Raw genomic sequence first — 11,845 nt, forward strand, 5'->3', positions numbered from 1 at the left:
AGGTTACTATGTGTGGAATTGTGGGATGGCTTGATTGGGATGACGATTTGTCATCCCAGCATGCTATTTTGCAGAAAATGGCTCAAGCGATTCAGCATCGCGGGCCAGACGAAGAGGGATATTGGTTGTCTCCTCGAGCAGCGATTGCGCATCGGCGCCTGATCGTGATCGACCCAGAAGGCGGCAAGCAGCCAATGGTCTACCGAGAAGGAGATCAGACGTGTGTCTTATCGTTTAATGGCGAGATCTACAATTATTTGGAACTGCGCCGCCAGTTGGAGCTGCTCGGACACTCCTTTCAAACCAATTCCGACACGGAAGTATTACTGCACGCTTTTTTGGAATGGAGAGAGGAATGCGTCCGTCATCTCAATGGAATTTTTGCATTCGCCATTTGGGACGAAAAAAATCATCGCTTGTTTTTAGCGCGTGACCACTTGGGTGTAAAACCATTGTTTTATTGTCAACGAGGGAGCTCGTTCTTGTTCGGCTCAGAATTGAAAGCCTTGCTCGCCCATCCAAAAGTGAAGCCAGAAGTTGAGGCGGATGGGTTAGCAGATATTATCGGACTTGGTCCGGCGAGAACACCTGGATTTGGTATTTTCCGCAATGTAAATGAGGTTCGAGCTGGACATTGTGTAACAGTCACGAAGGATCATATCAGGACAAGACCGTACTGGAAATTGGAGAGCAAGGTACACACGGATGATATGGATACAACGACAGAAAGGATACGCTATCTGCTGAAAGACACGGTACAACGCCAGTTAATCTCTGATCTACCATTGGTTAGTATGCTGTCTGGCGGCTTGGACTCTAGTGGCTTAGTGGCTTTAGCCGCTGAAGAGCTTCGTAAGAAAGGGAAGACGTTGCAAACCTATTCGGTTGATTTTGTTGACAATGATCAGCATTTTGAAGAAGGCCTGCTCCACATTAGCTTGGATGCGCCATGGGCGAAATCAGTCTCAGAGCATGTACAAACGAAGCATCAAGAGATTACCTTCAACGCTCAAGATCTGATTACTCATTTTCATATGCCGCTGAGAGCGCGTGATCTTCCGGGATTAGGGGAGACGGATACCTCGCTCTATTTGTTCTGCCGGGAAATGAAGAAAAAGGCGACCGTCTCGCTATCAGGTGAATCGGCAGACGAAGTGTTTAACGGATATCCTTGGTTTCAGAAGGAGAAATTCTTGAATTCGGGCAAATTCCCTTGGATGGAGCATGACGGGTGGAGTTCATTTTTAAATGAAGATGCCATCGAAAAGATTCGCCCACAAGAATATCTTCGCAGGCGGTATGAAGAAGGGATTGCAGAGGCACATCCTTTAGAAGGGGAGACAGCTTTGGAAGCTCAACAGCGCAAAATGTCGTACCTCTTTATCACACGTTTTCTTCCACTGCTATTGGATCGCAAGGATCGAATGAGCATGTATACGGGGTTTGAAGTGCGTGTTCCTTATTGTGATTACCGTCTGGTTGAATATTTATGGAATGTTCCATGGAAAGTAAAAAATATTGATCAAATCGAAAAAGGCCTGCTTCGCAGAGCGTACAAAGGATATTTGCCGCATGAAGTATTGTACCGCAACAAAAGTGCATATCCGATGACCTATCATCCAGAGTATTACCATGCAATTTTGGACCATATGAAACAAATTTTAGCGAATCCTAATTCGCCTCTATTACCTTTGATTAAAAAGTCTGTGATCCAATTCGTACTGGATGGCAAAGCACCTATGAATCTCGCTCAATCAACAAAGCTGATCGAATACCTCGTTCAGATAAATATGTGGTTAGAGTACTACAAGATTTCCATTCGATAGAATCCCTGATGTTTTAAAAATTGTTGTTGAAGGGGTGTGTAAGAAATGAATGTCAGTGAGGTCAATCAGAACATGGCAATCCCACAACGATTGCCTGCTAATGGAAGTGACAGGTTTAATTACATGGTCAGTTATCTTTCCGATTGTCAGCTTCAAATGGTGCTGGAAATGGACGGACATGTGAATCAACAGCGTTTGCTTCAAGCGATGGAGGCCAGCACCGTTGCTGAACCTGTCATTGGTTGCCGCTTTATAAAAGATTCAGTCCGCCCCTATTGGGAGCGACGCAGCGATTTGGCGTCAAGCGGCTGGTGTTCCTTGCAACTTCTCAGTGAATCCGATTCCGAAGAGAAAGCCATACAGGAGTGGCTGTCGAGCCCGATGGACATCGATGCTGATGCGATGGTCAAAATTCGCATTCTGCGGACCTCGGGCAGAGATATCATTTGCATCAAACTAAATCATCTATGCAGTGATGGTGCAGGGCTGATCGAGTATGTTCACTTGCTAGCTTCGCTGTATAGTGAGCTCGCCAAAAACCCTCGCTACGTTCCCAAGTCAAACCCTGACGGGAGGGATCAAAGCCGTTTGTTCAAGGTGATGGGTATCCCAAATGGCGGGATGCCGCAAGCTCCAGAACCACAGGGACCAGCCCTTCCTTTTACGCCGGGAGAACCAGCTATAAGGAGACAAGCCATTCGCAGAATACCGCGCGAAGAGTGGCTGGAGCTGGCGCAAGGATTTAAACAAAAAGGCTTCACGGTAAATGATGTGTTATTGGCTGCCTACATGCGGGCTTTATATCAACAGATGGAGAATGTTCCAGCTGAGCAAGTCAAAGTCATGGTGACAGTTAATGTCAGAAAATTTTTACCCACGGGCAAGGCAGATGCCATTTACAATCTGTCTGGCGTAGTTCACGCCACTATGAATCAAGCAACAACAGGGACATTTGCAGATAAGGTGAAAGAAGTGGCTGAATTCATGAAGAATCAACGCGATAATAAAGAGATTCTTCATGATGCGGTAAATACGTTTGCCTTTGTGGAAAATTTCGAGTTCGATCAGACCTTGAAAATCATACAGGATGTAAGAAAACAAATCGTAGCAGATGGAAAAAGTACACCAATATTATCGAATTTTGGTATGATTAGCACGAGTCAGATAACATTCGATGAAGTGAAAGTCGCAGGGGCGTATATCGTCTCGCCTGCCTATTATGCACCAGGACTGATGCTTGGAGTCAGTACGTATCAAGATTGCATAACTCTCAATATTTCCTTCTTTGAATCGAATACAGTTAATGGGTTAATAGAAAAACTCCTGGATGCCATGATAGAGGAAATCAAGTCCTACCGAGAATAGAAGTTTGCAGTAGTCTATTTATTATTTAAATAAGGAGTGAATGAAATGAATAAAATAGTATTCCCTAATGAAATATCAGGTGCCGAGAATCTGCAACAACAGTTTGAGCCGTACGGCTGGTATGCAGAAATGAGAAAAAATAGCCCGGTCTATTATGATGAAAAGCAACAGGTTTGGAATGTATTTCTGTATTCGGATGTAGAGCGTGTGCTGACCGATTATCACCTCTTTTCAAGTGATACAGGCAAACGAATCGCCGGTTCCCTCGCATTGAAAGAAAAGGGCATCACAGAAATGGACCCGCCCGATCATGGAAAAAGAAGAGCACTCTATACAAAGGCCTTTTCAACCCGAACACTTCAGGAGTGGGAGCCGCGTATTCAAGAAATTTCACGTCATTTGTTAGAGGAAGTAAAAGAAAAGCAAAGCATCAGAATTTTAGGTGATCTCGCAACCCCGATGCCGGTGATTGTCATTGCCGATTTGCTTGGTGTACCGTCTAGTGATTGGATGCTGTTCAAGCAATGGTCCGATGTTCTCATTGCTTCCGGGACCCGCGAAACGTATGAGGATATTAACCTCAAAAAGGAAGAAGTTATGAAGGAAATGGCCGTTTATCTCTCTCCGATCATTCAAGAAAAAAGAGAGAACCCGGCAAAAGATTTCCTATCCGACTTAACGCAAACAGAATATAAAGGCCAAAAACTATCTGACCCCGAGATTATTGATATTGCAATCAGCTTGCTGCTCGCTGGAAATGTAACGACAAGTACGCTCTTGTTCAGTGTTTTCTACTGCTTTTTACTGGATCGACCAGGCGTATATCGTGAATTAAGAGAAAATCCGCAGCTGGTAGATCAAGCGATCGAGGAAGTGTTGCGCTTCCGACCGCCAGCACAGGTTTTGATGCGCAAGGTTCAAGAGGATACGGATATGTTCGGAAGTCTGATGAAAAAAGGCGAAATCGTCATGGCATGGCTCGGTTCTGCCAATCGTGATGAAAATACCTTTGCACAAGGAGATCAATTCGATATCCATCGACCTAATAGCAACAAGCATTTAACCTTTGGTAAAGGCTGCCACTTCTGCTTGGGCGCACCATTATCCAGGCTGGAAGCAAAGGTGATGCTAACAGAAATGATCAAGTGCTACTCTGATATCTCGATCGGTGGATTTGATAACGATCTGATCCTCAATGTGACGAGAGACTAAGTATTCTTTTCTTAGAAAGCAGTTGAGCAGGAAGCTTATCCTGTTCGACTGCTTTTTTTATGGAGTTTGGTTTTTCTAGAAAATAAAAAAGTAAGGAAAATAGAATTCCTTACTTTTCAATACTTATCTTTCCGTATCACCAAATAAACAATCAACCCAATAATCGGAAAAAACAATAAAGCAATAAGCACAATGATGGAGAACTCCTTGCTATTCCCTCGTCTCCTCGCATCACGGTATGCCCAAATACTGATGACAATATTAATCACGTTCAATAATAAGATGAGAAGGATCGGGAGGAGCACAAAAAAGGTTGGTGAAGCATCGCCTACTTGAACCAAAGGATCACCTGCTTTTAAATATTTACAAGACTTTCCCAATTATATATAAAGAAGAGGGAATTGTGTAATGCTTTTGGTATAATCGGAATGCTTTCATTCTACTTTTTACCATACTCGGAGGCGTGTAACCATTGAGGAAAGCTTCGAACAAAATAAAATGGCTGTCGATGCTCTGCATGTTCGCCTTGGTAGCCGGGTGTCAGCAGGAACCTCCTCAGTCGATAGCATCGGAGAATACCGACAAAACAACAGAGGCCGCAGCAAAACTAAGCCCTACTCCATCCGTCGCACCCAATCAAGAAACGGAGAAAGAACCAACATCTGAACCAATTCCACCCTCTAGCCCAAACACAACAGCACCTACCAAGCAACCAGTGGAAGAACAACAAAAAGAACCTCTGTCTCCTTATCAAGTACTCAATAAAATCCGTGAAATAGAAAAAGTGAAAGGGGGGACATATCAGGGGGAGTGGAAAGAGGATGAATACACGTTTCACCTACCGGACAAGGACGAGGATCGCCGAAACGCCCGCTACTATGAACGTTCGACTCACCATGTAAAAGTATTTGGAAAAGACGGCTTCAAGTATTACTATCATCTTTTTGATCCCGCTACTTATCCACAGGCAACCTTGGAGGCCGAAAGTATACAGGTGAATCCGGAAACATGGCAGCAAATGGACAAGATCGAGCAGAAGCTGTATACAAACGAGGATACATTTCACGCCAAATGGTCGCCGAACTTTCAAGCAGTTGCCTATTATAAGGGGAGTACCGAAGATGGTCAGGCATACATTTGGAAGGTTGGCAACGATTCACCCTCCCCAGTAAAAGAGGCTGCCATCGACCGCTATTTCTTTACATGGTCTCCCGATTCTGAGTATCTCTTATTGGATACGGGAACGAGCAGACATCGCGGCGGACAAATTTATCAGGTAGCAAACGATAAAATGAGTGAGCCTTTTTCGTATATTTCCCAATTCCATTTCTCACCAGATTCGAAATGGGCAGCATTTTCTTTATTAAGTGGGAGAGTTGCTAAAGGAAAATACGGGATGGAAGACGAAGAGACAGAAGACATATGGCTGTATGATTTGTCTACCATGAAGCAGGAAAAGCTGCTTCAAGCCGATGATCACACGGACTACTTCCCACTCGAATGGAAGAGTGAAACCGAGCTCCTCTACTGGAAGAAAGATTATCAGAAGGATACGGAAGAAGAGTTAACGGTGACGATTCCTCAGAAGTAGCAACCCAATACCCTCTATGTGATGTAGAGGGTATTGGCTATGTTTTGGAGGGAAACTTCCCCCGAACCTCCTCTAGAAAAGCCTGCACCGCTGGGGCCAAATAACGATTTTTCATATACGCCAAATAAACCGTCCGCTCTAACGCAGGCGAATCAATCGTTTTCCGAACAAGCGAAGCATCTGTTGATCCAGACAAATAGTTCTCTGGAATAATCGTAACCCCCAGATTCTCCCTCACTAGCGTTAACGCGGTTTCAAAGCGCTCAATCTCAAATTTGATTTGCGGGTTCACTAGTTCAAACGAAAAGGCCGTTAAAATATCCTCCCTCGTCTGAAATCCCTCTGTACTAATGATGAATGGCTCACTAGCCAAGTCTTTCAATCGAACGGATTCCTTTTCCGCCAGCGGATGATCCTTGTGCAGCACCAGCATTAAGCGCTCATCATACAGAGGAAAGGATTCGATATCTTCCTCATCGATAAATTGGTTAGTGATGAGCAAATGCGTATGATACTTCCGCAGTGATTCCTTTACAGCTTTCCCGCTCAGCACCTCGATTAGCTTAATGTTAATAGAGGGAAAACGTCCCTGATATCCGCGAATGACTTTTGGAATCCAATGCTTCACGGACTCAATGATGCCGATAATGAGATCGCCGCTGCCAGTCAGCTTTACTTCTTCCATTTCTTTTTTCAGTATGTTCATTTGGGAAAGAAGCACCAGCGATTTCTGATACAAAATTTTACCAGCATCCGTCAATTCCATTTTTCTCGTATTTCTCTCGAGCAGTGGAGAGCCGACTTCTTGCTCCAGATTTTTGATCGCGTTACTTAAGGAAGGCTGTGAAATATGCAGTTTTTGTGCGGCTTTGGAGTAGCTCAACTGATCGCAAACTGTCACAAAATAGTGCAAATGTTTGATGTCCAACTGGATCGCCTGCCCTCATTTATAGCTTTAAGCTATCAATTTATTTGAATTATATATTAGAAATAATAAGTTTGTCATTATATAATCAATAAACAAAAGGTTCAGAAAGGATGAATAGCTTGCCAAAGAATGTATCAGCAGATTTGTGGACCGGCCGGACTGACCATACGGAGAGAAGAAGCAGTTTTCGCTACCATCAGATTGTAGAAATAACGGACTTGGATACATTGCAAGCTGCCAAGGATCGCACAGTCGCTATCATTGGGTTTGAATGTGAAGAGGGAGTGAGGCGCAATCAAGGACGATTAGGTGCAGCCAAAGCTCCAAACGCAATTCGTCAAGCGCTTGCAAGCCTTCCTTGGAAAGTGGAGGAGGGAAAACGGCTTGTCGATGTGGGGAATGTTGCTTGTCCAAACGAAGAGCTAGAAGCTGCCCAGGAAGAATTGGGGAATGCCGTTTCTGCCATCTTTTCTAAATCCATGACGCCCATTATTTTAGGCGGAGGCCATGAGACATTGTATGGACATTACATCGGTGTCCGAAAGCATATTGGAAAAGAGGCTTCTCTGGGCATTATCAATATTGACGCTCATTTCGATTTGCGTTCCTATGAAGTTCAGCCTTCATCTGGGACGATGTTTCGGCAAATACTGGAGCATGACAAAAATAGCAGCTATTTTGTGTTGGGGATTCAGCGTTTCGGAAATACGCAAGAGCTATTTGATAAAGCAGATGAGCTCGGTGTGCGGTATGTGTATGAAGAAGAAATGACAGACGCACGAATGGATGAAATTGGTTTATCTGTAAGTGAATTCATCGAAAAACACGATCATGTTATGCTGACGCTTTGTACAGATGTTTTAAACGCAGCGTTTGCACCGGGAGTAAGTGCTCCATCTCCTTTTGGTTTAACACCAATGGTTGTCCGCACTTTGATCCGTACCGTTGCCGCTCATAAGAAAACGCTTTCTTTTGATATTTGTGAAGTGAATCCGGTTTTAGATGAAAACGGAAGAACAGTAAAGTTAGGTGCTTACTTGACGAATGAAGCCATCATGGGATTACTAGAGAACTAAGGGGAGACAACTATGACGTTAGCACTTAATCAAGTAACGACGATTTTTCTCGCAGTAGCACTTCTCGTATTAGGTACATTCCTCGTAAAAAAGGCTAGTTTCTTGCAAAAGTTTTGTATCCCGGCACCTGTGGTTGGGGGCTTGTTGTTCGCTATCATTGCAACGGCTTTGAAAGCGACCGGAATTTTACAAATTACATTGGATACTTCCTTGCAAAGCTTGTTCATGCTTACGTTTTTTACTACTGTTGGATTGGGAGCGAGCTTTAAGCTAATCAAGCTTGGTGGTAAGCTGCTCGTTATTTACTGGATCGCCTGTGGATTTCTTGCTTTGGCACAAAACGTAATTGGTGTGTCTTTAGCTTCCGTGTTCGGGATTCATCCATTGATCGGGATGATGGCAGGGGCTGTCTCGATGGAAGGTGGACATGGAGCGGCTGGCGCTTTTGGACAAACGCTTGAGGATATGGGCATTCAATCTGCGTTGGCGATTGGGATCGCAGCAGCTACCTTTGGTCTCGTAGCAGGGGGCTTGGTTGGCGGACCGACTGTGAAATATTTAATTGCCAAACACGATCTGAAGCCGACGGAAACGGAAGAAGTAGTAGAGACAGTAGAAGAAAAAGGACAACCGATTCACTCCAATACCTTCTTCATCCAAGTCCTGTTGATTACATTCTGTATGGCATTGGGAACGTATTTGGGAGAGCTGTTCTCGACCGCAACCGGATTTGTTTTGCCAGGTTATGTGGGAGCGATGTTTGTAGCGGTGATTGTGCGTAACATCGTAGATAAGCTCAATCCAAAGGCAATCGACATGAAGAGCATCAACCTTATCAGTGACGTGACGCTCGGAATCTTCCTGTCCATGGCACTGATGAGCATCAAGCTGTGGGAAGTTGCCGATCTTGCGCTTCCAATGCTCGTGATCGTATTTGTTCAAGTAGTATTCATCGTTTTGTTTGGGATTTTTGTCCTGTTCCGCTTGCTTGGCAAAAACTACGACGCCGCAGTCATGGTCGCAGGCTTTACAGGACATGGTCTGGGCGCTACACCAAACGCAATGGCGAATATGGCGGCCGTAACGGGAAGATTTGGTCCTTCACGAAAAGCATACTTGGTCGTTCCGATCGTTGGTGCCTTTCTGATTGACGTTTTCGCGATGCCGATCATTATTACCACGATTAATTTGTTTAAATAAAGACGATTTAAAAATCCCTTCATGCTGGCGAAAGTCGAGCTGGAGGGATTTTTTGTGCTTACATTCACTTTTGGTTTACTCTCTACCGTCTATGGTTTTACAAATAATAGAAAGAAAAGGAAATCTTTTCTTGACTGTTCGCATCTTGTTCGTATATATTTATATAGGAACGTGTGTTCTTGTTTTTGTTAACTTCACCCAAAAACACTAAGTTTCAGGGGGGGAATGTGGAATGCTGGCTTGGCAAGAGACAGCAGGAAGGGGATGAAAAGGGGCAGCAACTCCTAGGCAAATTTGAATCACTGATGCAGAGTCAAAGTTTGCAAAGTAGTAGCTAATGGAAAAATTATTTAGTTTTTTTGCGAAAATTGTAACCTATTGTCATTTTTTGCGTATTAATTGGAAGAAACAACCAAAAATTAGAGAATGTGGAGGTAAGTGATATGAGAGAACTTCACGCTGATGTGGTAATCATTGGGGGAGGTACTGGTGGCTGCGCAGCAGCACTGGCCGCAGCGAAATCAGGAAAATCAGTCATTATGACAGAAGAAACCGATTGGATTGGTGGTCAATTTACGAGTCAAGCGGTACCGCCAGATGAGCATCCATGGATCGAACAGTTTGGTTGCACGCGCAGCTATCGCACATTCCGTGACAGCGTGCGTGACTATTATCGCAACCACTATCCAATGACGGCAGAAGCACGCGTCATCCCGAATCTTGACCCTGGTAACGGTTCCGTAAGTCGTCTTTGCCACGAACCAAAAGTAGCACTGGCTGTTTTTTATCAGATGCTTGCTCCGTATATTAACAGCGGTAGACTTACTATTCTGACGAATCATAAGCTGCATGCCGTTCGCATGGATGGCGATAATGTCTTGTCGATTACGGTCGAAGATAGGAAGCATCATGATTTTCATGAATTGGTAGCACCTTATTTCTTGGACGCGACAGAATGTGGAGATGTTCTCCCGCAAGCCGGCGTCGAATATGTACTTGGCGCTGAATCAGTTGATCAAACGGGAGAGCCAAATGCTGTTGTCGGACCGCCGCAGCCAAATGATATTCAGGCGTTTACGTATGTTTTTGCCATGGACTATTTGGAGGGAGAAGATCATACAATTGCCAAACCGGAAACGTATGACTTCTGGAGAAACTACAAAGCAGATTTTTGGCCGGACAAGCTGCTCAGCTGGACAGGCTCCAACCCGCGAAATACTGCTGAATCTGTACGATATGAGCTGTTCCCGGGTACAAAATATTTTCCGCTCTTCACGTATCGTCAGGTTGCTGATCCGAAAAACTTCCAAACCGGTTTGTACAAGAGTGGTGTATCGCTCGTTAACTGGCCGCAAAATGATTACTGGTTGGGCTCGATCATTGATGTGTCAGAGGAAGAGCGTCAGCGTCACCTTTACGGTGGTAAACAGTTGAGTCTCTCCCTTCTGTATTGGATGCAAACAGAGGCTCCTCGCCCAGATGGTGGACAAGGGTATCCAGGACTGCGACTGCGCAAGGATGTAGTGGGAACAGAGGATGGACTGGCGATGTATCCGTATATTCGTGAATCCCGCCGGATCAAAGCGGAGTTCACCGTGTTGGAGCAGCATGTGAGTGCATTTGTCCGCAAAACAGGCAAAGCAGAAGCCTTCGAAGATTCCGTTGGAGTCGGTAGCTACCGAATCGACTTGCATCCGAGCACAGCAAACCGCAATTACGTCGATGTGTCTACCTATCCGTTCCAAATTCCGTTGGGCAGCCTAATTCCTGTGCGTGTAAATAACCTGCTGCCAGCGGGCAAAAATCTTGGGGTTACACATATTACAAATGGATGCTTCCGTCTCCACCCAGTAGAGTGGAACGTCGGTGAAGTAGCTGGATATTTGACAGCTTATTGCTTGCAATATGGCCTGACTCCTCGCGCTGTCCGAAACACGCCTGATGAGCTGAAAAAGTTCCAAGCGTTCTTGTACGCGGAAGGCGTAGAGTACTTCTGGCCAACGATGTACGCAGTGTAAGCTGTTAGACGATCTAATTGCCTGAGTTCGGGATTTAACCGAACTCAGGTTTTTTTATGGAGAGTAAGATTTCCTCGACAGTTTCCTGAGGTGTCTGCTCGGAAGAATCGATCCACATGCCGAGCTTTGGAGTTTCAGTCTGCAAAATTTTATTGAGGTGGGAAATCGTCCAAGCACCATACCCTGTTTTGGGACGGGAGGCTTCTCTCTCTTCAACCGCTTTTTCGCTTGGTGTGAGTACGACAATATACAACGGACGGTTCCGAATCATTTCAACAAATTCGCCCAATAAGGGGCCGATCACAACATCCTGTACAACGACATTAAATCCTTCCTCAAAAAAAGTGTCTGCCGTAGAGGCTGCTATTTTGTAGCGCAACCGCAACTGACGAATGGCTTCTTGTGACGGTTCAGGCATATATTCCTCTCTGCCATTTACAATCATTCGTCGGAACGAATCACCACGCAGATGGACGCCTCGATTCAGCTTTTCAGCAAGTAACTGAGCTACTGTTGATTTTCCAGAAGCCATAATCCCCGTAACGAGAAAAATACATCTGTCTGGAGCATGAACATTGGCATTCTCTTGCAACATCATCATCCCACCTTACCATACTATGTTATGTGAA

10 protein-coding genes are annotated in these 11,845 nt (G+C 44.8%); 7 read left to right on the plus strand and 3 right to left on the minus strand.

Annotation, left to right across the window (positions count from 1 at the left end):
- The first annotated feature begins 8 nt into the window (after positions 1-8).
- Genes asnB through C7R94_RS16100 form a run of 3 tightly spaced genes read left to right on the plus strand, consistent with a single transcriptional unit; the run spans position 9 to position 4,403 of the window.
- Positions 9-1,826 carry an asparagine synthase (glutamine-hydrolyzing) gene (gene asnB / locus C7R94_RS16090; protein WP_106782787.1) on the plus strand — a complete coding sequence of 606 codons (1,818 nt, stop codon included), beginning with the start codon at positions 9-11 and terminating at the stop codon, positions 1,824-1,826.
- Between the two features lie 45 nt (positions 1,827-1,871).
- Positions 1,872-3,191: a condensation domain-containing protein gene (locus C7R94_RS16095; RefSeq protein WP_106782789.1), complete on the plus strand. Its 1,320-nt coding sequence runs from the start codon at positions 1,872-1,874 to the stop codon at positions 3,189-3,191.
- A 45-nt stretch (positions 3,192-3,236) separates the two neighbouring features.
- Positions 3,237-4,403 (plus strand): cytochrome P450, encoded by a 1,167-nt coding sequence (locus C7R94_RS16100; RefSeq protein ID WP_106782792.1) that lies wholly within the window; start codon positions 3,237-3,239, stop codon positions 4,401-4,403.
- Between the two features lie 116 nt (positions 4,404-4,519).
- Here the strand turns inward: C7R94_RS16100 and C7R94_RS16105 are convergent, their stop codons facing one another.
- Entirely contained in the window at positions 4,520-4,744 is a 225-nt protein-coding gene (locus tag C7R94_RS16105) for a PLDc N-terminal domain-containing protein (protein WP_106782795.1), read from the minus strand.
- A gap of 131 nt (positions 4,745-4,875) precedes the next feature.
- Between C7R94_RS16105 and C7R94_RS16110 the strand changes: the two genes are divergently transcribed.
- Complete coding sequence (locus tag C7R94_RS16110; protein ID WP_106782797.1) at positions 4,876-5,994, plus strand: hypothetical protein; 1,119 nt, start codon at positions 4,876-4,878, stop codon at positions 5,992-5,994.
- Positions 5,995-6,031: 37 nt separating this feature from the next.
- Here C7R94_RS16110 and C7R94_RS16115 read toward each other — a convergent pair whose 3' ends face one another.
- A complete protein-coding gene (locus C7R94_RS16115) occupies positions 6,032-6,922 on the minus strand; it encodes a LysR family transcriptional regulator (RefSeq protein WP_047068480.1) in 891 nt (296 codons plus the stop codon).
- A 110-nt stretch (positions 6,923-7,032) separates the two neighbouring features.
- Here C7R94_RS16115 and hutG point away from each other — a divergent pair, with 110 nt between their 5' ends.
- The 3 genes from hutG to C7R94_RS16130 all read left to right on the plus strand — a co-directional run bounded on the left by hutG (position 7,033) and on the right by C7R94_RS16130 (position 11,216).
- Positions 7,033-7,998 (plus strand): formimidoylglutamase, encoded by a 966-nt coding sequence (gene hutG, locus C7R94_RS16120; RefSeq protein WP_106782800.1) that lies wholly within the window; start codon positions 7,033-7,035, stop codon positions 7,996-7,998.
- Between the two features lie 12 nt (positions 7,999-8,010).
- Positions 8,011-9,198: a sodium/glutamate symporter gene (gene gltS / locus C7R94_RS16125; protein WP_087348204.1), complete on the plus strand. Its 1,188-nt coding sequence runs from the start codon at positions 8,011-8,013 to the stop codon at positions 9,196-9,198.
- Positions 9,199-9,641: 443 nt separating this feature from the next.
- On the plus strand, positions 9,642-11,216 hold the full coding sequence (locus tag C7R94_RS16130) for an FAD-dependent oxidoreductase (RefSeq protein WP_106782802.1): 1,575 nt from the start codon (positions 9,642-9,644) through the stop codon (positions 11,214-11,216).
- Positions 11,217-11,250: 34 nt separating this feature from the next.
- Here the strand turns inward: C7R94_RS16130 and C7R94_RS16135 are convergent, their stop codons facing one another.
- Positions 11,251-11,814, minus strand: a complete 564-nt coding sequence (locus C7R94_RS16135; RefSeq protein WP_106782805.1) for an AAA family ATPase — start codon at positions 11,812-11,814, stop codon at positions 11,251-11,253.
- Between the last annotated feature and the right edge of the window lie 31 nt (positions 11,815-11,845).

Origin of the sequence: Brevibacillus sp. NRRL NRS-603, from assembly GCF_003013445.1 — a bacterium.
GTDB classification, from domain to species: Bacteria; Bacillota; Bacilli; order Brevibacillales; family Brevibacillaceae; genus Brevibacillus; species Brevibacillus formosus.

Excerpts from the sequence above, each read along its gene's own strand:
- asnB (WP_106782787.1), top strand. The coding sequence starts at position 9 with ATGTGTGGAATTGTGGGATGGCTTGATTGGGATGACGATTTGTCATCC.
- C7R94_RS16095 (WP_106782789.1), top strand. The coding sequence starts at position 1,872 with ATGAATGTCAGTGAGGTCAATCAGAACATGGCAATCCCACAACGATTG.
- C7R94_RS16100 (WP_106782792.1), top strand. The coding sequence starts at position 3,237 with ATGAATAAAATAGTATTCCCTAATGAAATATCAGGTGCCGAGAATCTG.
- hutG (WP_106782800.1), top strand. The coding sequence starts at position 7,033 with ATGAATAGCTTGCCAAAGAATGTATCAGCAGATTTGTGGACCGGCCGG.
- gltS (WP_087348204.1), top strand. The coding sequence starts at position 8,011 with ATGACGTTAGCACTTAATCAAGTAACGACGATTTTTCTCGCAGTAGCA.
- C7R94_RS16130 (WP_106782802.1), top strand. The coding sequence starts at position 9,642 with ATGAGAGAACTTCACGCTGATGTGGTAATCATTGGGGGAGGTACTGGT.
- C7R94_RS16135 (WP_106782805.1), bottom strand. The coding sequence starts at position 11,814 with ATGATGTTGCAAGAGAATGCCAATGTTCATGCTCCAGACAGATGTATT.